This is a genomic window from Streptomyces sp. NPDC002643 (assembly GCF_053592555.1).
Map to the genome: position 1 here is coordinate 1 of NZ_JBSFVY010000006.1, position 22,683 is coordinate 22,683.

A 22,683-nucleotide genomic window follows, 5' to 3' on the forward strand; every position below is an offset into this window, starting at 1 on the left:
GTCCGATGGATCTCAGCGAGTCCACGCCCCTCGCCCGGGCCGCCCTCGCACCCCGCCCCGACAACACCTGGCTGGAGCCGGTCCCGGACGCCCGGCACCGTACGCATCGGAACCAGGCGCACCCCCACCACCGCCACCCGGCATCCCAGGAGCGGGAGCGGGACCCCCCGGCGTACCAGGCACACCGGTTGCCCCAGGCGCGGTCGGCGCCCCCGGCCCCCCGGCCCCCCGTACCGCGGCCCGAGCCGCCGCGGCGCCACCACCCGGCGGAACCTGCACCGGCATGCCCTGCGGCGCGGCCTGCGGAGGCATCCCCATGGGCGCGGCACCCGCGTGTCCAGCGCCGTACCCTCCAGGCGCACCATGCGCCTCGGGCCCCGGCACGTACCCCATCGCGGGTCCGGGGCCGCCCCCGGAGAAGTTGACGCCGCGCTCAAGGCGGTCGAGGCGGGCCATGACGGACCGCTCGTCGCCGTACGTGGCGGGCAGCAGGACGCGCGCGCAGATCAGTTCGAGCTGGAGGCGCGGCGAATTGGCGCCCCGCATCTCCGTCAGTCCTTCGTTGACGAGATCGGCGGCGCGGCTCAGCTCGGCGGCGCCGAAGACGCCGGCCTGGGCCTGCATACGTTCCATCACATCGGCGGGGGCGTCGAAGAGCCCCTTCTCGACGGCGTCGGGCACGGCGGCGAGGATGACGAGGTCGCGGAGGCGCTCCAGCAGGTCGGCCACGAAGCGACGGGGGTCGTTGCCGCCCTCGATGACCCGGTCGACGACCTCGAACGCGGCGGCCCCGTCCCCTGCCGCGAAGGCCTCGACGACGGAGTCGAGCAGCGACCCGTCCGTATAACCGAGCAGGGACGTGGCCATGGCGTACGTCACACCGTCGTCCGTGGCGCCCGCGAGCAGCTGGTCCATGACGGACATGGAGTCACGCACGGAACCGGCCCCGGCGCGCACGACCAGCGGCAGAACGCCCTCCTCGACCGGGATGTCCTCCTTGCCGCAGACCTCGCCGAGGTAGTCGCGGAGCGTGCCGGGCGGGACGAGCCGGAACGGATAGTGATGCGTACGCGAGCGGATGGTGCCGATGACCTTCTCGGGCTCGGTGGTCGCGAAGATGAACTTGAGGTGCTCCGGCGGCTCCTCGACGACCTTCAGCAGCGCGTTGAAACCGGCCGACGTGACCATGTGGGCCTCGTCGATGATGTAGATCTTGTAGCGGCTGCTCGCAGGCCCGAAGAAGGCCTTCTCCCGCAGCTCACGGGCGTCGTCCACACCACCGTGCGAGGCGGCGTCGATCTCGATGACGTCGATGGAACCGGGGCCGTTGCGCGCGAGGTCCTGACAGGACTGGCACTCGCCGCACGGGGTCGGCGTGGGCCCCTTCTCGCAGTTGAGACACCGCGCGAGGATGCGCGCACTGGTCGTCTTGCCACAGCCACGCGGCCCGCTGAACAGGTACGCGTGATTGACCCGGTTGTTCCGCAGCGCCTGCTGCAGCGGGTCGGTGACATGCTCCTGCCCGATGACCTCGGCGAACGACTCCGGGCGATAGCGGCGGTACAGCGCGAGAGACGACACGCATACGAGGTTATAGCCGCCCACTGACAACGGGCCCCGACCTCGGACACCCGACAGGTCGGGGCAGGGCAGGGCACGGCAGGACAGGGCAGGGAACGCAGACGCCCCCCACGCACCCGCCAGAGCCGACCTACCCTTGCTGCCTTCCGGCCCTGGGGGAGTTCAGTCAGATAGCGCCGCGTGAGGGGCTCCGCACAGAGTACCCGACGTCAGGGACCGGGAACGAGTTCGCGAGCACTCCTCTCGGTCATGTAATGTTTCCGGCGGAGGATTCGCCTAGAGGCCTAGGGCGCACGCTTGGAAAGCGTGTTGGGGGCAACCCCTCACGAGTTCGAATCTCGTATCCTCCGCACCTCGCCTGAACAGGCAGACGAAGGGGCCCGCTGATCTCCAGCGGGCCCCTTCGTTGTGGTCCTCAGCCGTCGGCGATCTTCATGAGCACGGTGGGCGGCAGTGCGCCGAGCGCCGCGCAGCCGGGCGTACCGAACTCTTGTGCCCTCCAGTAGCCGCTGAGGAAATGCGGGGCCCACCGCGCTCGGCCGCTCGGCCGCCAAGCCGACCAGAGAGACGTTGAGCACGGGCTCGGGGCGGGTCATGAGTGGAGAGCTCCGCACCCGTCAGGCATGCGGCGGGTTCCGCGGCTCTAGTCGTCGTCAGGCGCTGTTGGAGCAGTCGTCGGCATCGCGCAAAAATTGTCAAAGAATATCAATATCGATCCAAACTACTAATTAGTTGGCTACTCGCGTCTGCAATACAACAATCAGACGCAACTCGAAGAGTCACCCCCTAGCATCTCTAGCGAGTGATCGAGACGCGCAGTCGCGCCGCTCTCGGCCTCCAAGATGTCGGCGCAAAGCGAGGAGAGGGAAGAACGTGACCGGGGAAGGCAGTGAGAATCCGCGCGCATACACCGAGATCACCGAAGTGACGCCCGACAAGTGTTCGATCTGGATGGAAAAGAGGACATGTAATCGCGTCCCCTTGAAGCGCTCCAATGTGGACAAGTTCAAGAGCATTCTGCGCAATAGACAGTTTCGCACCACCCACCAAGGCTTCGCTCTGGACTGGCACGGCTGTCTCATCGACGGACAGCACCGAGCCGCCGCCATTATCGAGACCGGCGTTACCGTGACCGCACAGGTCACGTACAACCTCAGCCCGGACACCTTTGCCGCGATTGACGGCGGTCGCGTCCGTACCGCTGGCGACTTCGTCGCACAGATCACGGAGATGAGGCAGAGCAACTCCAACGTCTATGCGGCCGCGCTCAAGATCCTCGCAAACCGCGCTGCGGGCCTGCACTGGATGAGGTGGACCAGCGGGCGGCTGACCGCCGAACAAGTACAGGATCTGGTCCCGAGGTGGCCGGTCGACGAGGAGCGCATCGTCAGCCTGGTCAGCAAGGGAAAGCAATGCCACTCCAGCGCAACGGGCTTGATTGTCGCGCGCACGATCATCACAGAAGTATGGCCTGAGAGTATCGCCGACCTGTTCTTCGACGGCATCGGCGAGACCAGCCGCGAATTCGTCGGGCGAGACCCTCGATCCCTGTATACGCACACCATGATCAATGTGAACCGCGGAGTCGTGAGCAGGGACAGTGTTCAGCAGTCGGCTCAGGCCATCAAAGCGTTCAACGCCCTCGTATCGGGTGACTCCATCGGCACCCTGAAGAAAATGAAGGCGGCCGGCGTAAAGATCATCAAGGATCGCCGAACCGGCAAGGAGATTCAGCGGGAGTACCCTCCGGACCGTTATCCGGAAGTCATTCAGCCGGCCATCAGCATCAGTGACAAGTGGCTTGGGGATGACGACACAAGGTCGGTCGGGTAAGGGAAGTCGATCGGGTAAGGGAACAGGTCAAGGCTCCCCGGAGCAGGCGCGTCAACCTCTCACGAATTCGCATCTCGTATTCTCCGCAGCCGCCTGATCAGGCGGAACGACGGCCTCAGTCCGTCGATGGCGATGAGGACGGGGTCGCGGGGAGAGGGTTGATGCCGGGTTCGAAGTGGGCGCGGAGGTAGATACGGGTTCGCTTGGGTGAGAACTCGTGTGCGTACAGACGGATGCAGCGCTCGTCGGACGTGTCGTAGGCGTCGGACGTACCGTACGGGTTGTCAGGGGTGCCGGAGGCTCCGGGATCTTCGGTGGCCTCGGCGGCGCCGGGGCAGACGTAGCCGTAGCGCATGCCGTCCTTGAACGTCTCCGGTTCCGGGAGCCCGAGGTGCGCGAAGTCATGGGGAGTGACGTCGGTCTGCGCGGAGGACGGCTCCAGCCACTTGCCCTCCGGGGGGTGCTCCTCCAGGTACGTCTCCGCCTCGGACCTCGTCAGCGTGAAGGTGAGGAGGCCCGTGTCGAAGCGGGAGGTGACCTCGTATGCGGCCTGGGGAGACCGGGCCGTGACCGGGACGTCAAGGCCCATCTGCTCGCTCATCCACTCCGGCGTGATCCCCTCGGCCCACCTCGCGTCCGCCGCCTGTTCCGCCACGCGGTCGCCGGCGCCGTCGCCGCCCTGGTCGGCGAGGAGCCACCCCGCCGCGGTCACGGCGCCCGAGAGGGCCAGCACACCGACGGCCACACCTGCGACGAGCCACCAGCGACGGCCGCCACGACGGCCCTTGCCGCCCTCTTCGGGTGCCCGGTACGCGTTGACGTCGTTCATCGGCCGTCCGCTCTTTCTGCCGCCCCGCTGGTCGTTCGGTCCTGCTGTTGCTCTCGGCCGGGGTTCAAGCGTCCGTCCCTGCTGTCGTCGGGGCCCGGCAGCGGGTCGTCGTTGGGCTCCGAGGAGCCGAGATCGTAGTGCTTGACGCTGCTGCTGCCCGACATGTCGAACTCCTGGGCCATGCCCACCCGGTGCAGCTTGGCCATCTGTCCGTCGGGGATGTCCAGCGGACCGACGTTGACGCCCTTGCCCTCGTCCCAGTTGTAGCGGTCCCAGACGTTCGCCTGGTAGTCGACGCTGATCTTGGGGTTGCCGTTCGCGTCCGGAACGGCCGTCACCACACCGGTGACATTGGTGTTGGCGCCACCCACCGCGTAGAACCAGTTGGGGTCGTCCTGCTGAGTGAAGTAGAAACCCTCGGGCTGCTTCGCCTCGACCGGGAAGGCGACGGGCTTTCCGCCGTTCTTCCTGAACTCCTCCAGGGCCTGCTTGCGCCAGTCGTCCTGGTTCAGCCGGACCGTGTCGTCGACGTACGACTTGAAGGCGGGGACGTCCGTCATCATCTTGTCCACGGGCAGGTTCATGGGACTGCCGCTGTTTCCCAGGTAGTGCGCCATGTGGCGGGACGCGTCCGTCATGCCCTTCCAGTCGGCGCCCTCCGTCAGCAGTTCCATCTTCTGCTTGGTGACCCACTCGTCGAAGCCAGGCGACTCGGACCCGTGCTTCCCCGAGCCCGCGTCCGCCGCGATCTGCGGCATGGTGGGGCTCAGGATGCCCGCTGCCATCAGGTCGTCCTTCTGCGCCAGCCAGAGCTGTGCCCGTGCCTCGGGGCTCAGGGACTCCCACAGGCGGCGCAGTTCCTCGCGCTGCTTCGGGGTCGCGTCCCCGGCGAGCCCGGCCAGTTCCTTCGCGCGCGGCAGTTGTTCCTCGTCGAGGGACGTGTACCTGGCGTGGCCCGCGTTGTGCGGGTCGTTGCCGTGGCTCTTGCGCAGCGCGCGTACGGCCGCCGCGTCGACCTCGGCGGCGTGCTGGACGATTCCGGTGAGGGTGTCCGCGTACCACTGGATGCGGTCCTTGGTGCGCTGGTCGGGGCCCTCGGGAGTGCACATCGCCTCCGTGACGCGGACGGTGCCGCCCGGGCCGTCGAAGACGAGGAGTCCCGGGTCCGGCGGAGTGCGGGCCGGGTCGCCCTCGCGTGCCGAGTCGGTGAGGCTCTGCGCCTGCTTCTGGTACCGGGTCAGCTCGCTGTGCGCGTCGGTGAGGACGTTGGCGATGCTCTCGGCCTCTGTCTGGAGGTCCGTGAACTCCTTGGCCGTCTTGCGTACGAAGTCCCTGGTCACGCCGGCGTTGACGCCCTTCCAGCGGGCTTCCTCGGACTTCTTCGTCAAGCCGTCCCGTACGTCGGTCGTGAGCTGGGCCAGTTGGCCGGCCATCGTTCCCCAGTCGGACGCGACCGTGCCCAGCTTGGTGAGGTCCAGGGCCATGAGGTCCGAGTACGAGAAATCTCCCATGGCGCTTCCTACTTGAAGTAGTCGTTCAGCGCCGAGACGGGCAACGGTCCCGTACGGCCGCTGATTTCGGCGGCGATCCCTACGTCTTCCTGCGCGTGCAGCTTCTTGCTGTAGTCGAGGTGGTTGGAGATGTGCGCGCAAGCCTGTAGGACGTGCTTCACCTGCGAGGTCCAGATCTCGACGGTCGACTCCAGCTCCGAACCGAGTCCGAGGTTGTGGCTCTTGAGCACGGCGGCCGCCTGCATGGTGGAGCCGGAGCCGTTCTGGTCCGCGCCCATCCCGGCGATGTCGGCCTTCTTCTTCAGCTCGCCGTGGAGAACGAACGCCTCGTGGCCGACAGCGCCGAGGTCGTCCTGGTGGACCACGAGATCCGCGTCACCCGCGCCTCCCGGTCCGGCCTGATTCAGCTGCGTCTGGACTGCCTGCCCATCCGACTGGACAGCCTGACCATCCGACGCCGCAGCCTTGGCTCTCTCCCACTCTTCCCAGGCCAATTCGTCCCCCGTCCCGGCCTCGCCACCTGCGGCGGGCCTCGCAGTGGCCACCACCCGTCGCTCACGCCAGCCTATCAACTACCTATATTCGGCCAGCAGTTCAGCTCGCCCCGCGTCTCGGTACCCCGGGAGCCTCACTCCTCCTAGGAGGCGGATGGCGGTGGCTTCGCTGGTCCCCCGCAGCCATGACGTGCTTGGGACGTAGCCGGTTCTTGCGGAGCTTGGCCACCCCTGACGATCAGTAGACGCGTATCCGGCTGTCGCCTAGGACGTCCGCAGCCGCCGCGCGGAAGCCCTTCACGGCTTGGTACAGCAGGTGCTCCCGTTCAGCGGCGAGCGCGGTGTCCGCGGCTTTGCGGGATGTGTCACCCGCATGGGCATCACCGACCATCCGCCGCACGACCTTGGCGAGGTCGTCGGCGGCGCGGACCACACGGTAGAGCGCCTCCACCACGGATTCGGGACCTTCGAGGATGACGAACTCGGCGGCCCGATGGACCCCGCGAGCCTGGGCGGTGAAGCGCTCCATCCGCTCGTCGACTTCCCGCAGGTCCGGGCGGTCTGCCCGAAGTGCGTCACGCACGGAGTCCAGGGCGACGTCTCGGTCGTACAACGCGCCCAGGTAGTTCGCGTAAGCGTCTCGGCGGTGCTGACGGCGCCACTGACCAAATTGCGAGCGCGCCGCCGCGCGCCCCGTGACCATCGCGGAACCGAGCGTGGCGAGTGAGCCTACGGCGGCGCCGAGCAGTGCCGTGAGTCCAGCGTCCATGGCCCCATTCTGCCGACGGCCGGGGCTAGTTGGCTGTCGGCCTGCCGTCGCGTTCCAGGTCGCGGAGGGTGTCGGTGAGGGCCTTCGCGCTGATGCTGTCCTTGTTGTCGCCCGGCGCTACGTCGACGCCGTGTCCGCCAAGGACTTCGCCGCGGTCGTGGGTCTGTTCGCCGACGACATCCTGTGGCATCAGCCCGGCGACAACGCCGTCTCCGGCACCTACGGCGGCGGCGCGGCGGTGGGCCGGATGCTCGCCGCGCAGGTGACCGCCACCGGGGGAACCTTCGAACTCCAGGCGACCGGCGACCCCATGGTCAACGGCGTGCTGGTCGCGATCCCCATCCACTTCTCCGCCGACCAGCAGGCCGAGGACGCCTTCGGGGGCGTCGGCTGAACACCGCCGGGTGCCCCTGACATGGGCGTGCCCGCCCCGCCGCGCCCCGGCCTCCGTCAGCCGGTGGCCAGGAGTTCGAGCGTGTCGATCACCCGGTTCGAGAAGCCCCACTCGTTGTCGTACCAGGCGACCACCTTGATGTGGCGGCCGTCGACGCGGGTGAGGGCCGAGTCGAAGATCGACGAGGCCGGGTTGCCCGTGATGTCGGACGACACGAGCGGGTCGTCCGAGTATTCGAGGATGCCGGCGAGCGGGCCCCGCGCCGCGGCGCTGTACGCCGCCAGTACGTCGTCGCGGGTCACGTCGCGGGCGACCGTCGTGTTGAGTTCGACGATCGAGCCCACGGGAACCGGCACGCGGATCGAGTCGCCGGACAGCTTGCCGTCCAGGTTCGGCAGGACGAGCCCGATCGCCTTGGCGGCGCCCGTCGTGGTCGGCACGATGTTGACGCCGGCGGCGCGGGCGCGGCGGGCGTCGCGGTGCGGGCCGTCCTGGAGGTTCTGCTCCTGCGTGTAGGCGTGCACCGTCGTCATGAAGCCGTGCTCGATGCCCGCGAGTTCGTCGAGGACCGCGGCCAGCGGCGCGAGCGCGTTGGTGGTGCAGGAGGCGTTCGAGACGATCGTGTGTACGGCCGGGTCGTACGCGTCGGTGTTGACCCCGAACGCGAGGGTGACGTCGGCGCCGTCCGACGGCGCGCTGACGAGCACCTTCTTCGCGCCGGCGTCGAGGTGGGCGCGGGCGGCCTTGGCCGAGGTGAAGCGGCCGGTGGCCTCCAGCACGATGTCCACGCCGAGTTCGGCCCACGGCAGCTGCGCCGGTTCGCGCTCGGCGAGCACCGTGATGCGGCGGCCGTCGACGACGAGGACGTTCCCGTCGACGGTCACCGGGCGACCGAGGCGGCCGGCCGTCGTGTCGTAGGCGAGCAGCCGGGCGAGGGTGGCGGGCTCCGTGAGGTCGTTGACGGCGACGATGTCGAGGTCGCTGTCGCGTTCGAGCAGTGCGCGCAGCACATTGCGGCCGATACGGCCGAATCCGTTGATCGCGATGCGAGTCATGGGTGGTGTCCCTTCGGTCCCTTCGAACCATTCGGTCTCTCTTCGAGCCCTTCGAAGCCTTCGCAGGGCTCGAACCATTCGGTTCGCCACCAGCGTCGCGTGCGGCATCCGCGCGTGACAGCGGCGGGATCGCCACGGTTCAAAAGGATCGCGCCACACGCCGAGTGGCCCGGCGCCCCATGCGTGAGTGGCCCGCCGCCCCACGCCCGAGTAGCCCGCCACCACACGCGCGAGCAGCCGGACGCCACGCGGCGGCGGGCTACTCCCCCCGCGCGAAGGTGCGCCGGTATTCGCTCGGCGTGGTGCCGAGGATGCGCTGGAAGTGCAGCCGCAGATTCGCGCCGGTGCCCAGACCGACGTCGGCGGCGATCTGCTCCACGCTGCGCTGCGAACGTTCCAGCAGCTCACGGGCCACGTCGATGCGGGCGCGCATGACCCACTGCATCGGCGTGTACCCCGTGTCCTCGACGAAACGCCGCGACAACGTACGCGGCGAGACCCCCGCGTGCCGCGCCAGCACCTCAAGGGTGAGGGGCTCGCCGAGCCGGTGCAGCGCCCACTCGCGGGTGGCGGCGAACCGTTCGCCGAGCGCCTCGGGCACGCTGCGCGGTACGTACTGGGCCTGGCCGCCGCTGCGGTAAGGGGCCGCGACCAGGCGCCGGGCCGCGTGGTTCGAGGCGGCCACCCCGAGGTCGCCGCGCAGGATGTGCAGGCACAGGTCGATGCCGGAGGCGGCGCCCGCCGACGTCAGCACGCTGCCCTCGTCGACGAACAGCACGTTCTCGTCGACCCGGACGAGCGGGTGCTTCGCCGCGAGCGCCCGCGTGTAGTGCCAGTGCGTGGTGGCGCGTCTGCCGTCGAGCAGGCCCGTGGCGGCGAGCGCGAAGGCGCCCGTCGAGATCGCGGCGAGCCGGGTGCCCCGGGCGTGGGCCGCGATCAGCGCGTCGACGACGGCACGCGGCGGGTCGTCGCGGTCCGGGAACCGGTAGCCGGGGATGAAGGCGATGTCGGCCCACGCGAGCGCGTCGAGGCCATGGGCGACGTGGTACGACAGGCCGTCGGCGCCGGTCACCAGACCGGGTGCCGCCCCGCACACCCGCACCTCGTACGGCATGCTCGCGCGGGTCGTGAACACCTGCGCGGGAATGCCGACGTCGAGGGGCTTGGCACCCACGAGCACGAGGACGGCTACGCGATGCGGGCGGGGGGACGGCACGGGGACAGGGTACGAGGGGGTGCGGGGCCGGGCCTTGCGCCCTGACCTCCGGGAGCCTCCGAGAGCACGCCCGTATGGGCGACATGTGGCAGGACAGCCTCGCCCACGGCACCTAGCGTGAATGACCGTGATCATCGGATTCCGCCGTGGGGCGACCGGCATCGCGGCGCTCGCGACGCTCATCTGTCTGACGGGCGTGAGCGCGCGCCCGGCCCCGGACCCAGCACCGGACCCGCTGGACCGCTACCACCGCCAACGCGTCGAGTGGACGAGTTGCGTGCGAGGCGCGGAGGACGAAGCCGGTCGAAGGCTGGAGCGAGCGGGCGCGCGGTGCGCCGGGATCACGGTTCCGCTGGACTACGACGACCCCGGCGGCCGTACGCTCACCGTAGCCGTGTCCCGGGTCGCGGCCACGGACACCGCGCACCGGATCGGGACGGTCGTGATGGTCGCGGGCGGCCCCGGCGACTCGGTGCTGGAGAACGGCGCCGACCCCCCTGCCCCCTTGACCGGCCTCGCCCCACGCTTCGACATCGTCGGCTACGACCCTCGGTTCGTCGGCCGCAGCACCCCCCTCGACTGCGGCTGGCCCACGAGCCACGCGGCCCGTTCGGCAGGCCTCACCCGCGCCGCCTTCGAACACCAGGTCGCCTTCCAGAAGGACCTCGCCGACCGCTGCCGCCGTACGCGCTCCGATCTGCTGCCCCATGCGACGACCCGCAACACGGCTCGCGACCTCGACGTCCTGCGCCATGTCCTGGGGGAGGAAAGGATCTCGTACTACGGCTTCTCGTACGCCACCTACCTCGGCACCGTCTACGCCCAGATGTTCCCTGGCCGCTTCGACCGGGTCGTCTTCGACGGGCCCATGAATCCGCTGCGCTACGACACCCGGATCTTGAGGGACGCGGCGCCGGCCAACGAGGCGGCGCTCGCCGCCTGGGCCGCCTGGGCGGCACGGCACCACGCCGAGTACCGGCTGGGCGGCACCCGTGCCCAGGTGCTGCGCCGGGTCCACGGCATCATGCGGGCCGCAGCGGGGCGGCCACTGGCCGTCGGAGCGCCCCCGAAGGTGTTCCAGGTGGATGACACGGTGATCCCGGTGGCCCTGCTGTACCAGCTCGAAAGCGACGCGGAGAACAGTCGGCGAGCGCTCGCCGACACGCTGTCCGTGCTGGCCAAGGCCGCCGACGGCGAACCGGCGGTCCCGGGCCGGGCCCTTCGTGATCTGCTGGAGTCGCTGTCCACCGGCTCCGCCTCGGCCTACGGCAGTGCCGCGACCGCCATCCTGTGCGGCGACGTCACCGCACCGCACGACCCGGAGTCGTACTGGCACGACATCCGGCGCGGCCGCCGGGATCACCCCCTCTTCGGCCCCGCCGTGCACAACATCACCCCCTGCGCGTTCTGGCCGACACCGCCCCGCGAGGAGCCCACCGCCGTACGCGAGGACGCGGCCGTCCTCATCGCCGCCTCCACCGGCGACCCCCGCACCCCCTACCCCGGCGCGCGGGTCCTGCGCCGTCTGCTGCCCAGCTCCCGGCTCCTCACCTTCCGAGGCGGTCACCATCACGGAGTCGGGCAGGACGACGCGTGTGTCAACGCGGTCATCCGTACGTATCTGGCCCACGGCCGACTGCCCGCCCACGACACGGTCTGCCGCGCGCCGGGAACCCGCGTCCGGCCGGCGCCCCCGTCATAGGGCACCGGCCGGCGGCCGTGTCATAGCGCTCCGGCCCGCAGCCGCATCACAGGCCATCGACCGGCGGCCGTGCTCACCCCGTCGACTTCAGGTGGAAGATCCATGTGCCGTTGGACAGGTCGAAGGAGGTGATGCCGGAGGTGTCGAAGGCCATGCCCTCGCCCACGGCGTACAGCTCGTCCTCGGTGAAGAGGGGGATGTAGGGAACCTGGTCGGCGACGGCGGTGAGGATCGTCTGCGTGGCGGTCCAGCGCGTGGCGTCGGAGCCGGCGGTGGTGATGACCGACTGGGCCTTGTCGACCTCCGGGGTGGTCCAGTTGGCGATGTTGATCTTCTGGGGGCCGATGTTGGCCTTGCCGACCAGTTTGCCGAGGAGGGGGGCCGGGTCGGGGTAGGTCGCGCCGAAGCCGAAGGGGAGGGTGATGTCGGTCAGTTCGTGCTTGAAGAACTTGCCGTACCACTCGTTCGTGGTGACCGGCTTCGGGGTGATCGTCACGCCGAGCGGCTTCATGTTGCGCTGGATGTTGAGGGCGGCCAGCTCCTGCCAGGGGTAGTCCTTGACGTACTCGATCGTCGCCGTGAAGCCCTTCGGGTGGCCCGACTTCGCCAGCTCGGCCTTCGCCTTCGTCTCGCTCAGCTCGTACTGGGGGAGGCCGGCGAGGAAGTCCTCCGCGTTCTGCCGGGAGCCTGCCACTCCGGCCAGCTCCTGGGCCGGGACCAGTCCGTTCATCGGCTGCGCGTACGAGTCGAAGGCGGCCTTCATGATGCCCGCGCGGTCCACCGAGTGGGCCACGGCGCGGCGGACGTGGACGTCGTCGAAGGGAGCCTTCGTGACGTCCATCGCCAGGAAGTCCTGGGAGAGGGACGGGGAGGCGTAGAGGGTCGCGCCGGGTACGGACTTCCACTGGTCCGCGCTCTTGCGGGCGGTGATCGCGCCGCCGTCGATCTCCCCGGAGCGCAGGGCGAGTTGGCGGGCCGTGTCGTCGGGGATCACGGAGAAGACGACCTTGTCGGCGGCGGGCTTCGGGGTGCGGGCGTACTCCGGGTTCCGGACGAGGGTGATCTTCTCCGCCGTCTGCGACTCGACCTTGTACGGGCCCGTGCCGACCGGTGCCGAACCCGCGTTGCCCAGCGTCTTCGCGTGCTCCTTCGCGTACTTCGCCTCCTCCACGAGCGTGGTGATGGCGATACCCGCGCGGGCCGTCGGGACCGGTGCCTTGAGCTTGACGGTCACCTCCATGGGGCCGGTGACCTCGACCGTGTCCACCTGCTGGCCGACCGCCGACGTCTGTGCCGTGGGCGCCGAGAAGTGCTCGATGCTCCACACCACGTCCTCGGCCGTCATCTCCGCGCCGCTGGAGAACTTCACTCCCGAGCGCAGCTTGTAGACGAGCGTCTTCGCGTCCGGCTGGGTCACCGAGGTCGCCAGGTTCGGGGTGAACTCCCCCGTGGACGAGACGCGTTCCAGGGGTTCCGTGACCAGGGACATCACCGCGCCGGTGGAGTTGTTGTCGTAGCTCTTCGCGTAGTCCAGCGACGCGGGGGCGTTGGGCAGGGCCCAGTTCACCACCGGTATCGCCTTGTTCGTCGTTCTGGGTGTGTCGCTGTTCTCTGTGTCGTCTCCGCCGTCGCCTCCGGCGCAGGCCGTGGCGGTGAATGTGGTGAGGGTGGTGAGGAGGGCCGCGGCCAGCAGGGTCCTGCGGCGGGGGGTGCGGTCGGTGGGGGGCATTTCTTCTGCCTGCTTTCCGTGCGGTCACCTCTCGCCCGGGATGGAGGCGAGGAGGCGTTGGGTGTAGGGGTGTCGGGGGGAGTCGAGGGTGTCGGGGGTGGGGCCGGTCTCGACCAGTTCGCCGCCGCGCAGGACGACGACCCGGTCGGTCAGCTGGCGTACGACCGACAGGTCATGGGTGATGACGATCAGGCTCGTGTCGTACGCCGTCCGCACCTCGCGCAGCAGCTCCAGGATCTGGGCCTGTACCGACACATCCAGCGCCGCCACCGGTTCGTCGCAGATCAGCAGCTTGGGGCGGACCGCCAACGCGCGGGCGATGGCGACGCGTTGGCGTTCACCGCCGGAGAGTTCGTGGGGGTGCTTGCGGGCGTAGGGGGCGGGGAGGCGTACGAGGTCCAGCAGTTCGGCGGTGCCAAGGGCTCGGTCCGCTGGGGGGTTGGCGCGGGTCGTACGGTCGTGACGGCTCGTACGGTCGTGACGGCTCGTACGGTCGTGATGGCCCGTACGGTCGTGATGGGCGTCCCCCGCCGCCAGTGCCTCGCTCAGGGTCGCGCCGATGGTCAGGCGGGGGTTGAGGGAGGCGTACGGGTCCTGGAAGACGATCTGGGCCAGGCGGCGGGCCTCGCGGAGGTCGTCACGGGTGAGGCGGCGGTGGTCGCTGACGTCCAGGTCGCCGAGGCGGATCGTGCCCGAGGTCGGGGTGGTCAGGCCCAGTACGCAGCGGGCCAGGGTGGTCTTGCCGGAGCCGCTCTCGCCGACGACGCCCAGGGATTCACCTTCATGGAGTTCGAGGGAGACCTCGTGCAGGGCGGGGGTGGCCGTCCCCGCCCCCTTGTCCCGAGGCCGGAGGAAGGGTGACAGCCACCGCCCGTACTCCTTCCCGTACGACGTCCCGTACGTCTTCGTGAGGCCGGTGACACGGAGGAGGGGCACGCCCGCGGGGGCGGGAGGCGGGGTGCCCGGGGTCGGCGGGTGGAGGCGGAGGGCGCTGAGGTCGTCGGCGATCTCGGCGATACGGGCGCAGGCGGAGGAACGGTGGTAGCGGTACGGGTCGGCGGTCCCCTGGCCCCCTTCATGTTTCACGTGAAACGTCTCCGCCGCCAAGCGCTCCGGCAGCGGTACAAGGGCCGGGCGCGACGTGACGCAGATGTCCTGGCGCCAGGTGCAGCGGGCGGCGAAGGCGCAGTGGTCGGTGACGCTGTCGGGGGTGGGGACCTGGCCCGGGAGGGTGGCGAGGTGGTCCACGTAGTGGGTGACCGGGGGTTCGGTCTGGATCAGGCCGAGGGTGTAGGGGTGGCGCGGGGCGCGGGCGAGGGCGGTGGCCGGGGCGTCCTCCAGGACGGAACCGGCGTACATCACCAGCACCCGGTCGCAGACCGAGAACGCCACGCGCAGGTCATGGGTGATCAGGACGAGGGCCATACCCCGCTCGGCCCTCAGCCGCCGCAGCAGGGTGAGGATCTCGGCCTGGGTGGTGACGTCCAGGGCGGTGGTCGGTTCATCGGCGATGAGCAGATCGGGGTCGCGGGCCAGGGCCGCCGCGAGGGCCACGCGCTGGCGCATCCCGCCGGAGAGCTGGAACGGGTAGCGGTCGGCGACCGTGTACGGGTCCAGTTCCACTTCGCTCAGGCGGCGGGCGACCTCGGCGGTGGCGGTGGCCCGGTCGCGGCGGACGTGCGGGGCCAGTGACTCCCGTAGGTGTTCGGCGATGGTCTGCGACGGGTTCAGCGCGGTGAAGGGGTCCTGCAGCACCATGGCCAGGCGGGTGCCGCGCAGGGGGCGCAGGTCGCGTTCGCGTCTGCCCAGCAGGGGGATGCCGTCGAAGAGGACCTCGCCCTCCGCGCGTAGACCGTCGGCGAGTACGCCCGTGATCGCGCGGGCGGTGAGGGTCTTGCCGCTGCCGGACTCTCCGACGATGCCGAGGGTCTGACCGGCCGCCAGGTCGAAGCCGACGTCACGGACCAGGGTGCGGGTGCGCGTTTGGGTGTGGGTCCGGCCTCGGGGGTGCGGGGCGGCGGCGTGCACGTGGAGGTGCCGTACGGACAGGAGGGGGAGAGGCCGCTCGTCGGGCGTCATCGGTGGGCCGTCCCGTCGGTGTGGCGGTCGTACAGCCAGTCGCCGAGGAGGGTGACGCCGGTCGCGGTGGTGATGATCATCAGACCGGGGGCCAGGGAGAGATACGGGTTGACGGTGAGCAGGGTCTGGCCCTGGCGGAGGAGTTCGCCCCAGTCGGGGGTGCCGGGCGGTACGCCGAGGCCCAGGTAGGACAGGCCCGAGAGACCGATCAGGGCGCCGACGAAGTCGAGGAGGAAGGTGGCGAGGACCGTGGGCAGGATGTTCGGCAGGATGTGCCGGAACATGATCCGCCGGGCGGGCAGCCCGAGGACCCGGGCGGCTTCGACGTACGGCAGTCGCGCCTGTACGAGGGTGGTGTTGCGGCAGAGGCGGATCTGCGCCGGGAGCGACAGCAGGGTGAGGACGGCTACGGCGAGCCAGTAGCCGCCGAGGCGGTCGTCCGCGCCGCCGATCACTCCGACCACCACGATGACCAGCAGCATCGCGGGGAACGCGGAGATGAGGTCGGCGAGGCGGTTGGTGGTGGCGTCGAGGAGGCCACGGCGGTAGCCGGCCGCGATCCCGAGGGGGACGCCCAGCAGCAGGACGCCGATCGCCACGCAGAGGGGGCCGATCACGGCGGTGCGGGTGCCGGCGAGGACCTGGGAGAGGACGTCCCGGCCCAGGGTGTCGGTACCGAGCCAGTGCCCGTCGCCGGGGCCTGCCGCGCCGCGCATCAGATCCTGGTCTTCGGGGTCGTACGGAGCCAGACGGTCGCCGGTCAGGACGAGGAGGGCGATGACGGTGACCGCGATCACGGCGAGGACGACCAGGGGCGGGGGCGGGCGGAAGCCCTTCGAGGGGGCGGGTACGTCGGCCGGGGTGGGCACAGCGTGCCGGCCGGGAGCGGCGTGTTCGCCCGAGACCGTAGGCGTCCCGGGGTCCGGTCGGCCCATCAGTGGTTCCCCTCCCCGTGAAGGCGGACGCGGGGGTCCACGACGTACGTGAGGAGGTCGACCAGCAGGTTGATCAGGATCACCAGGGTGCCCAGGAGCAGGGCGAGGCCCTGGACGACCGGGACGTCCTCGGCGGCGACCGCCGCCAGCAGCAGTGAGCCGGCGCCGGGCAGGGAGAACGCCTGCTCGATGAAGACGCCGGAGCCGAGGGGTGCGATGAGGAGGAGACCGGCGCTGGTGAGCACCTGGGGCGCGGAGTTGCGCAGGATGTAGCGGAACAGCACGCGGGTCGGGCTGAGCCCTCGTAACCGGGCGAAGGTGACGTAGTCCTGGCGGGACACCGTCAGGGTGGCCGCCCTGGTCTGCCGTACGACGACGGCCGACAGCACGGTCGCGAGCGCCACGGCGGGCAGCGTCAGATGGACGACCCGGTCGGCGAAGCCCTCGCCCGCGCCGTACACCGGGAACCAGCCCAGGGCCACGCCGAAGACGTACAGCAGCACGATGGACAGGGCGTGGACGGGGGCGCCGAAACCGATCGTGGCCAGCAGCGAGATGCCCCGGTCGGCGGCACGACCGCGCCGGACGCCCGCCGCGACGCCGAGGGGGATGCCGACCAGGAGGGCCAAGAGCAGGCAGTAGAGGGCGAGTTCGGCGGTGAGGGCCATACGGCCGTAGATCATGTCGGCGACCGGGGTGCCCGGTTGGACGGAGATCGAGGTGCCGAGGTCGAGGTGGACCGCGTCGGAGAGCCAGTACAGGTAGCGGACGGCGAAGGGGTCGTCGAGGTGGTGCCTGGCGTGGAGTTCGGCGACCAGTTCGGGGGTCGCGGGGCGGGTGCCCAGGAGGGTCTGGACCGGGGTGCCGGGGGCGGCGGCGAGCAGGGTGAAGACGAGGAGGCTGAGGGCCAGCAGGAGCAGAAGGCCGCCGGACAGCCGTCTGACGACGAAGGTGATGATGGCCACGATGCCCATACGGGACGAACCGACCCTTACGACCGACCTGTCACGCGCTACCGGATGTGGGGAGGGAGGCGATCGGCGCCTTACATCTCGGTCCGCCGGAACACTATGCTCCGCCGGGCCGCTCCGAGCAAGATCTTGAAGACTTGAGAACCGTATGCGCACACATCACCCACAACCCCTCAACTCCCGCGATGCCCAGGGGCCTTATGAAGTTCTCGATCACTGATCCTTGATCGCCGCGACGAAAGCCGGAAAGCCCATGTTCAGTCATCCCCTTGCCCCAGGTGCCGAGTTGCGCGCGTTGGAGCCCTGGCGGGCGCGGGAGTTCTACGAGTTCGTCGAGCGGTCGGGGGCGCATCTGGCGCCGTGGCTGCCGTGGGCGACCGCGATCGATGACGTGGCCAAGGCCGAGGCGTGGCTGCGGGGTTACGCCGAGGACCAGATACGGGACGGCCGGCGGCTCTTCGGCATCTGGCTGGACGGCCTCCTCGTGGGCGGCGCCGGTTTCGCCACGTTCGACACCCGCAACGGCACCTGCTCCCTGGGCGCCTGGCTCGCCCCGGAGGCCCGCGGCCGGGGCCTGGTCACCCTCGCCGCCCGCCACCTGACCGACTGGGCCCTCACCACCCGAGGCCTGACCAGGGTGGAGTGGTCCGCCGCGACCACCAACACCCCCAGCCTCGCCGTACCGAAACGCCTCGGCATGCGCCGGGAGGGCGTCCTCCGCTCATCCGTGAAGCTGGCCGGCGTACACCATGACGTGGAGGTGTGGTCCCTCGTCGCGGGGCGGGACTGACGGCAGGACCGGCGGGCCGAACCACGCCCGCCTCATCACCGGTTCCGCGCCGGTTCTACGATCGGTGGTCATGGACTGGCTGGGGCGGGTCTCGGGGTTGCGGCAGTGGAGTCGGGGTGGGGCGCGGGCTCCGCACAAGCCGTTGTTGGTGCTGTATGCGCTGGGGCGGTTCCAGCGGGACGGTGAGGGGGAGCTGCGGTACAGCGCCGTCGAGGACGATCTTCGGCGGCTGTTGGAGGAGTACGGGCCGCCGCGCAAGACCTCGCCCTCGTACCCGTTCCATCATCTGGTGAGCGACGGGGTGTGGGAGGTGCGCACCGAGCGCGGGCCCGGGAGCCCCGGGACCGGGGTGGGGGAGCTTCGGGCCTCGGGGGCCGCGGGGCGGCTGGTGCCGGAGCTGCGGACGGCGCTGCGGCGGGAGCCCTCGCTGTTGCCCCGGATGGCCCGGGCGCTCCTCGATCTGCACTTCCCGCCCTCCCTCCACAGCGAGTTGTGCGAGGCCGTCGGGCTGGAGTTGGAGCCGGTCGAGATCCAGGGGGCCAGGGGGATCGAGGGGATCGAGGGGGTCGAAGGGCTCGGCGAGAGCGTACGGCGGAAGCGGGACCCCCGGATGCGGGAGCTGGTGCTGACCGCGTACGAATACCGGTGTGCCTTCTGTGGTTACGACGGGCGGATCGGAGCCGTGTCCGTCGGGCTGGAGGCCGCGCATGTGCGGTGGTGGGCGTTCGACGGGCCGGACGAGGTCGAGAACGGGCTGTGTCTGTGCTCGTTGCACCACAAGCTCTTCGACAAGGGCGTCCTCGGGGTCGGCGACGGCCGGCGGGTGCTGGTCTCGCAGCGTTTCGTGGGGCACAGCGACGCGGCCCGCGCGCAGGTGCTGGCGCTCGCGGGCCGGCCGCTGCTCGGGCCCCAGGCGGGTGCCCCTTCCGTCGCCCCGGCCCACCGGGACTGGCACATCAGCCAGGTGTTCCACGGGGCCCCGCGTCCGGCCGCCGTGACGGTCGACGACTGACGCCGCGACCGTCGACGACTGACGGAACGGGCCGGCACAACGGCAGGCGGAACGGCAGGCGGAACGGCAGGCGTGTCGCCGAACGGCAAGGGGCGTCTACGGCTGTTGCCGTCTGCGCTCCGCCTCCACCGCCGCGTCTTCCAGGCGGGCGTGGTGGTCCGCCCATGCCTTCGCGTCATCCGTCGGCATGCTCGTGTTGGTCTCGTTCATGCCGACGGCGCCGTCGATGAGTTCGCGGAGGATGTCGGCGTGGCCCGCGTGGCGGTGGGTGTCGGCGATGACGCGGGTGACGATGTGGTGGAGGGTGGCCGTGTTGCGGTCGGCGGGCCACCAGGGGACCGTGCCGACGGTGTCCAGGGGCAGGGCGTCGATGGTGGCGTCGGAGTGGGCCCAGGCACGGCGGTAGAGGTCGGTGATCCACTCGCGGGACTCGTCGGGGGTGGCCCACATGTCGGAGTTGGGGTCGTCGTCGGCCATCACCGTCTCCCAGGTGAGGGGTTCCCCGGAGGGGCGGCCGAACGTGTCGCCGAGATAGCCCAGTTCGATGATGGCCACGTGCTTCACCAGGCCCAGCAGATTGGTGCCGGTCGGCGTCATCGGCCTCCGGATGTCGTACTCGGAGAGCCCTTCGAGCTTCCACAGCAGGGCGTCACGGGCGTTCTGGAGATAGAAACGAAGGCCGGCTTTGGCATCGTCTTTGGCATCGTCTTTGGCATCGGCGTCCGGGGAGGCAGTCATGGGGTCAGTCTGCTGACCCCATGACTGCCTCCGCACCGCAATTTGAGGGATCACACCCCCACATACGCCGCCAAGTGCTCCCCCGTCAGCGTCGAGCCGTCGGCGATCAGGTCGGACGGGGTGCCCTCGAAGACGACCTTGCCGCCGTCGTGGCCGGCTCCGGGGCCGAGGTCGATGATCCAGTCGGCGTGGGCCATGACGGCCTGGTGGTGTTCGATGACGATGACCGACTTGCCGGAGTCGACCAAGCGGTCCAGCAGGCCGAGGAGTTGTTCGACGTCGGCGAGGTGGAGGCCGGTCGTCGGCTCGTCCAGCACATAGACACCGCCCTTGTCGGCCATGTGCGTGGCCAGCTTCAGGCGCTGGCGCTCGCCGCCTGAGAGGGTGGTGAGCGGCTGGCCGAGGGTGAGATAGCCGAGGCCGACGTCCGCGAGCCGCTCCAGTATGCGGTGCGCGGCCGGCGTACGGGCCTCGCCGGCGCCGAAGAACTCCTCCGCCTCCGTCACCGACATCGCCAGCACCTCGCTGATGTCCCGGCCGCCGAGGTGGTAGTCGAGGACGGACGCCTGGAACCGCTTCCCCTCGCAGTCCTCGCAGGGCGTGGCGACGGTCTGCATGATCGCCAGGTCCGTGTAGACGACCCCGGCGCCGTTGCAGGTGGGGCAGGCGCCCTCGGAGTTGGCGCTGAAGAGGGCCGGCTTGACGCCGTTGGCCGAGGCGAAGGCCTTGCGGATCGGGTCGAGGAGTCCGGTGTACGTGGCCGGATTGCTGCGCCGGGAGCCGCGGATCGGCGTCTGGTCGACCGAGATCACACCCTCGGAGGCCGGGATCGAGCCATGGATGAGCGAACTCTTGCCCGAGCCCGCCACGCCCGTGACCACGCACAGCACACCCAGCGGGACATCCACGTCCACGCTCTGGAGGTTGTGGGTGCTCGCGCCCCGGATCTCCAGCGCGCCGGTGGACTTGCGGACCTCGTCCTTCACCGAGGCCCGGTCGTCCAGATGCCGCCCGGTGATCGTGCCGCCCTTGCGCAGCCCCGCCACCGTGCCCTCGAAGCAGACGGTGCCGCCCGCCGTACCGGGGCCGGGGCCCAGGTCGACGACATGGTCGGCGATCGCGATCACCTCGGGCTTGTGCTCGACGACGAGCACGGTGTTGCCCTTGTCGCGCAGACGCAGCAGCAGGTCGTTCATGCGCTGGATGTCGTGGGGGTGGAGGCCGACCGTGGGCTCGTCGAAGACGTATGTCACATCCGTGAGGGACGAGCCGAGGTGGCGGATCATCTTCACTCGCTGCGCCTCGCCGCCGGAGAGCGTGCCGGAGGCCCGGTTCAGGGAGAGATAGCCGAGGCCGATCTCCACGAACGAGTCCAGCGTCCGCTGCAGCGAGGTGAGCAGCGGCGCCACCGACGGCTCCTTCAGCGCCCGCACCCACTCCGCGAGATCCCTGATCTCCATCGCACAGGCGTCCGCGATACTGATCCGCCCGATCTTCGACGAACGGGCGCCCTCGCTCAGCCGCGTCCCGTCGCACTCCGGGCAGGTCACGAACGTCACCGCACGCTCCACGAACGCCCTGATGTGCGGCTGCATCGACTCCTTGTCCTTGGACAGGAACGACTTCTGGATCTTGGGGATCAGCCCTTCGTACGTCAGATTGACCCCGTTGACCTTGACCTTCGTCGGCTCCCCGTAGAGGAAGTCCCGCATCTCCTTCTTCGTGTAGCGGCGGATCGGCTTGTCCGGGTCGAGGAAGCCGGACTGGGCGTAGAGGCCGACCGTCCACACGTTGTCCGACTTCCAGCCCGGGATGGTGAACGCGCCCTCCGCGATCGACTTCGAGTCGTCGTAGAGCTGGGTGAGGTCGATGTCGGAGACGGTGCCCCGGCCCTCGCAGTTGACGCACATACCGCCGGTACGGCTGAACGTCGCCCGCTCCGCCTTCGTCTTGTTGCCCCGCTCCACCGTGATCGCGCCGCTCGCCTTCACCGAGGCCGTGTTGAACGAGTACGCGCTGGGCGGGCCGATGTGCGGTTCGCCCAGGCGGCTGAAGAGGATGCGGAGCATGGCGTTGGCGTCGGTGGCGGTGCCGACGGTGGAGCGGATGTCGCCGCCCATGCGGGCCTGGTCGACGATGATCGCCGTCGTCAGGCCGTCGAGGACGTCGACCTCCGGGCGGGCGAGGGTGGGCATGAAGCCCTGGACGAAGGTGCTGTACGTCTCGTTGATCAGGCGTTGGGACTCGGCGGCGATGGTGTCGAAGACGAGGGAGCTTTTGCCCGAGCCGGATACGCCGGTGAACACCGTCAGCCGTCTTTTGGGGATCTCTATGCTGACGTCCTTGAGATTGTTCTCCCTGGCGCCGTGCACTCGGATCAGGTCGTGGCTGTCGGCCTCATGCGCTCCGGCCGCAGGCCTGGCCGCACTTGTGACCTCGCTCATTGCGTCGTCTCCTTCTTCGTCGTCATCGGTCGGCCCGGAGTGCAGCTGGGCTGTCTACTGGGGTGCCGCGCTATGTCGTCGGTCGGCTGCGGCCGCGTCGTGGCTTGTCGCGCAGTTCCCCGCGCCCCTTTGGGGCGCGGCCCCAGCTCCAGGCCGCGCCCGAATCGCCAACCCGGCCGCCCTCAGCCCCTCTGCTGAATACGGATCATGTTTCCGGCGGGGTCCCGGAAGGCGCAGTCGCGGACTCCGTACGGCTGGTCCGTGGGCTCCTGGACGACCTCGGCGTCCTTTGCCTGGAGGCGTTCGAAGACGGCGTCGACGTCGGGGGTGGCGAGGACGATACCGCCGTAGGTGCCCTTGGCCATCATCTCGGTGATCGTGCGGCGCTCGTCGTCGGTGATACCGGGGTCGCCGGCCGGAGGCGACAGCACGATGTTGATCGCGGGCTGCTCCTTGGGGCCGACCGTGATCCAGCGCAACCCGCTGTAACCGACGTCGTTGCGGATCTCGAAGCCGAGGACGTCTCGGTAGAAGGCGATCGCGGCGTCGGCGTCGTCGTGCGGAAGGAAACTGGCGTGAATGGTGAGGTCCATGGCTGCCA

18 protein-coding genes, 1 tRNA gene, 1 other RNA gene and 1 pseudogene are annotated in these 22,683 nt (G+C 69.9%); 6 read left to right on the plus strand and 15 right to left on the minus strand.

The window, feature by feature from the left end; genetic code table 11:
- Positions 1–69: 69 nt before the first annotated feature.
- Positions 70–1,581, minus strand: a pseudogene (locus ACWD4G_RS10640) (DNA polymerase III subunit gamma and tau); the annotation flags it as partial.
- Positions 1,582–1,678: 97 nt separating this feature from the next.
- An RNA gene (ffs, locus tag ACWD4G_RS10645) (signal recognition particle sRNA small type) lies at positions 1,679–1,773 on the minus strand.
- 73 nt (positions 1,774–1,846) lie between these two features.
- Between ffs and ACWD4G_RS10650 the strand changes: the two genes are divergently transcribed.
- Positions 1,847–1,931 (plus strand) — tRNA-Ser (locus ACWD4G_RS10650).
- A 523-nt stretch (positions 1,932–2,454) separates the two neighbouring features.
- A complete protein-coding gene (locus ACWD4G_RS10655) occupies positions 2,455–3,414 on the plus strand; it encodes a hypothetical protein (protein WP_451292316.1) in 960 nt (319 codons plus the stop codon).
- Between the two features lie 115 nt (positions 3,415–3,529).
- Here the strand turns inward: ACWD4G_RS10655 and ACWD4G_RS10660 are convergent, their stop codons facing one another.
- The 4 genes from ACWD4G_RS10660 to ACWD4G_RS10675 all read right to left on the minus strand — a co-directional run bounded on the left by ACWD4G_RS10660 (position 3,530) and on the right by ACWD4G_RS10675 (position 7,017).
- On the minus strand, positions 3,530–4,243 hold the full coding sequence (locus tag ACWD4G_RS10660; RefSeq protein WP_451292318.1) for a hypothetical protein: 714 nt from the start codon (positions 4,241–4,243) through the stop codon (positions 3,530–3,532).
- Positions 4,240–5,754: a hypothetical protein gene (locus ACWD4G_RS10665; protein ID WP_451292320.1), complete on the minus strand. Its 1,515-nt coding sequence runs from the start codon at positions 5,752–5,754 to the stop codon at positions 4,240–4,242. Before ACWD4G_RS10665 ends, ACWD4G_RS10660 begins: the two co-directional genes overlap by 4 nt.
- Before the next feature lie 8 nt (positions 5,755–5,762).
- A complete protein-coding gene (locus ACWD4G_RS10670; protein ID WP_451292321.1) occupies positions 5,763–6,248 on the minus strand; it encodes a hypothetical protein in 486 nt (161 codons plus the stop codon).
- A gap of 238 nt (positions 6,249–6,486) precedes the next feature.
- The gene (locus ACWD4G_RS10675; protein WP_451292322.1) at positions 6,487–7,017 is read right to left on the minus strand and encodes a proline dehydrogenase; all 531 of its coding nucleotides are present in this window, start codon (positions 7,015–7,017) and stop codon (positions 6,487–6,489) included.
- Between ACWD4G_RS10675 and ACWD4G_RS10680 the strand changes: the two genes are divergently transcribed.
- Complete coding sequence (locus tag ACWD4G_RS10680) at positions 7,016–7,411, plus strand: nuclear transport factor 2 family protein (protein WP_451292323.1); 396 nt, start codon at positions 7,016–7,018, stop codon at positions 7,409–7,411. The genes ACWD4G_RS10675 and ACWD4G_RS10680 overlap by 2 nt on opposite strands.
- A gap of 56 nt (positions 7,412–7,467) precedes the next feature.
- Here ACWD4G_RS10680 and gap read toward each other — a convergent pair whose 3' ends face one another.
- Together gap and ACWD4G_RS10690 are read right to left on the minus strand one after the other, a co-directional pair.
- Positions 7,468–8,466, minus strand: coding sequence for a type I glyceraldehyde-3-phosphate dehydrogenase (gene gap / locus ACWD4G_RS10685; RefSeq protein ID WP_451292324.1), 999 nt, complete (start codon positions 8,464–8,466; stop codon positions 7,468–7,470).
- Positions 8,467–8,725: 259 nt separating this feature from the next.
- Positions 8,726–9,682 carry a GlxA family transcriptional regulator gene (locus ACWD4G_RS10690; RefSeq protein WP_451292325.1) on the minus strand — a complete coding sequence of 319 codons (957 nt, stop codon included), beginning with the start codon at positions 9,680–9,682 and terminating at the stop codon, positions 8,726–8,728.
- Positions 9,683–9,803: 121 nt separating this feature from the next.
- On the opposite strand from ACWD4G_RS10690, the gene ACWD4G_RS10695 reads away from it, so the two are divergent.
- Complete coding sequence (locus ACWD4G_RS10695) at positions 9,804–11,384, plus strand: alpha/beta hydrolase (protein WP_451292326.1); 1,581 nt, start codon at positions 9,804–9,806, stop codon at positions 11,382–11,384.
- A 73-nt stretch (positions 11,385–11,457) separates the two neighbouring features.
- Here ACWD4G_RS10695 and ACWD4G_RS10700 read toward each other — a convergent pair whose 3' ends face one another.
- Genes ACWD4G_RS10700 through ACWD4G_RS10715 form a run of 4 tightly spaced genes read right to left on the minus strand, consistent with a single transcriptional unit; the run spans position 11,458 to position 17,101 of the window.
- Positions 11,458–13,113 (minus strand): ABC transporter substrate-binding protein, encoded by a 1,656-nt coding sequence (locus ACWD4G_RS10700; RefSeq protein WP_451292327.1) that lies wholly within the window; start codon positions 13,111–13,113, stop codon positions 11,458–11,460.
- A gap of 24 nt (positions 13,114–13,137) precedes the next feature.
- Entirely contained in the window at positions 13,138–15,192 is a 2,055-nt protein-coding gene (locus ACWD4G_RS10705; RefSeq protein ID WP_451292328.1) for a dipeptide ABC transporter ATP-binding protein, read from the minus strand.
- Positions 15,189–16,127 (minus strand): ABC transporter permease, encoded by a 939-nt coding sequence (locus ACWD4G_RS10710; protein ID WP_451292329.1) that lies wholly within the window; start codon positions 16,125–16,127, stop codon positions 15,189–15,191. The genes ACWD4G_RS10705 and ACWD4G_RS10710 overlap by 4 nt, the downstream gene beginning before the upstream one ends.
- On the minus strand, positions 16,127–17,101 hold the full coding sequence (locus tag ACWD4G_RS10715) for an ABC transporter permease (protein ID WP_451292330.1): 975 nt from the start codon (positions 17,099–17,101) through the stop codon (positions 16,127–16,129). The genes ACWD4G_RS10710 and ACWD4G_RS10715 overlap by 1 nt, the downstream gene beginning before the upstream one ends.
- A gap of 250 nt (positions 17,102–17,351) precedes the next feature.
- Between ACWD4G_RS10715 and ACWD4G_RS10720 the strand changes: the two genes are divergently transcribed.
- Together ACWD4G_RS10720 and ACWD4G_RS10725 are read left to right on the plus strand one after the other, a co-directional pair.
- On the plus strand, positions 17,352–17,888 hold the full coding sequence (locus ACWD4G_RS10720) for a GNAT family N-acetyltransferase (RefSeq protein ID WP_451292331.1): 537 nt from the start codon (positions 17,352–17,354) through the stop codon (positions 17,886–17,888).
- Between the two features lie 70 nt (positions 17,889–17,958).
- Positions 17,959–18,900, plus strand: coding sequence for a phosphorothioated DNA-binding restriction endonuclease (locus tag ACWD4G_RS10725; RefSeq protein ID WP_451292332.1), 942 nt, complete (start codon positions 17,959–17,961; stop codon positions 18,898–18,900).
- A gap of 96 nt (positions 18,901–18,996) precedes the next feature.
- On the opposite strand, the gene ACWD4G_RS10730 is transcribed toward ACWD4G_RS10725, so the two are convergent.
- The 3 genes from ACWD4G_RS10730 to ACWD4G_RS10740 form a co-directional block, all read right to left on the minus strand.
- Positions 18,997–19,638 (minus strand): DinB family protein, encoded by a 642-nt coding sequence (locus ACWD4G_RS10730; RefSeq protein ID WP_451292333.1) that lies wholly within the window; start codon positions 19,636–19,638, stop codon positions 18,997–18,999.
- A 50-nt stretch (positions 19,639–19,688) separates the two neighbouring features.
- Entirely contained in the window at positions 19,689–22,082 is a 2,394-nt protein-coding gene (locus ACWD4G_RS10735) for an ATP-binding cassette domain-containing protein (protein ID WP_451292334.1), read from the minus strand.
- Positions 22,083–22,264: 182 nt separating this feature from the next.
- On the minus strand, positions 22,265–22,675 hold the full coding sequence (locus tag ACWD4G_RS10740; RefSeq protein ID WP_451292335.1) for a VOC family protein: 411 nt from the start codon (positions 22,673–22,675) through the stop codon (positions 22,265–22,267).
- Between the last annotated feature and the right edge of the window lie 8 nt (positions 22,676–22,683).

Excerpts from the sequence above, each read along its gene's own strand:
- ACWD4G_RS10660 (WP_451292318.1), bottom strand. The coding sequence starts at position 4,243 with ATGAACGACGTCAACGCGTACCGGGCACCCGAAGAGGGCGGCAAGGGC.
- ACWD4G_RS10665 (WP_451292320.1), bottom strand. The coding sequence starts at position 5,754 with ATGGGAGATTTCTCGTACTCGGACCTCATGGCCCTGGACCTCACCAAG.
- ACWD4G_RS10680 (WP_451292323.1), top strand. The coding sequence starts at position 7,016 with ATGGCCCCATTCTGCCGACGGCCGGGGCTAGTTGGCTGTCGGCCTGCC.
- ACWD4G_RS10675 (WP_451292322.1), bottom strand. The coding sequence starts at position 7,017 with ATGGACGCTGGACTCACGGCACTGCTCGGCGCCGCCGTAGGCTCACTC.
- gap (WP_451292324.1), bottom strand. The coding sequence starts at position 8,466 with ATGACTCGCATCGCGATCAACGGATTCGGCCGTATCGGCCGCAATGTG.
- ACWD4G_RS10695 (WP_451292326.1), top strand. The coding sequence starts at position 9,804 with ATGACCGTGATCATCGGATTCCGCCGTGGGGCGACCGGCATCGCGGCG.
- ACWD4G_RS10700 (WP_451292327.1), bottom strand. The coding sequence starts at position 13,113 with ATGCCCCCCACCGACCGCACCCCCCGCCGCAGGACCCTGCTGGCCGCG.
- ACWD4G_RS10705 (WP_451292328.1), bottom strand. The coding sequence starts at position 15,192 with ATGACGCCCGACGAGCGGCCTCTCCCCCTCCTGTCCGTACGGCACCTC.
- ACWD4G_RS10710 (WP_451292329.1), bottom strand. The coding sequence starts at position 16,127 with ATGGGCCGACCGGACCCCGGGACGCCTACGGTCTCGGGCGAACACGCC.
- ACWD4G_RS10715 (WP_451292330.1), bottom strand. The coding sequence starts at position 17,101 with ATGGGCATCGTGGCCATCATCACCTTCGTCGTCAGACGGCTGTCCGGC.
- ACWD4G_RS10720 (WP_451292331.1), top strand. The coding sequence starts at position 17,352 with ATGTTCAGTCATCCCCTTGCCCCAGGTGCCGAGTTGCGCGCGTTGGAG.
- ACWD4G_RS10725 (WP_451292332.1), top strand. The coding sequence starts at position 17,959 with ATGGACTGGCTGGGGCGGGTCTCGGGGTTGCGGCAGTGGAGTCGGGGT.
- ACWD4G_RS10730 (WP_451292333.1), bottom strand. The coding sequence starts at position 19,638 with ATGACTGCCTCCCCGGACGCCGATGCCAAAGACGATGCCAAAGACGAT.
- ACWD4G_RS10735 (WP_451292334.1), bottom strand. The coding sequence starts at position 22,082 with ATGAGCGAGGTCACAAGTGCGGCCAGGCCTGCGGCCGGAGCGCATGAG.
- ACWD4G_RS10740 (WP_451292335.1), bottom strand. The coding sequence starts at position 22,675 with ATGGACCTCACCATTCACGCCAGTTTCCTTCCGCACGACGACGCCGAC.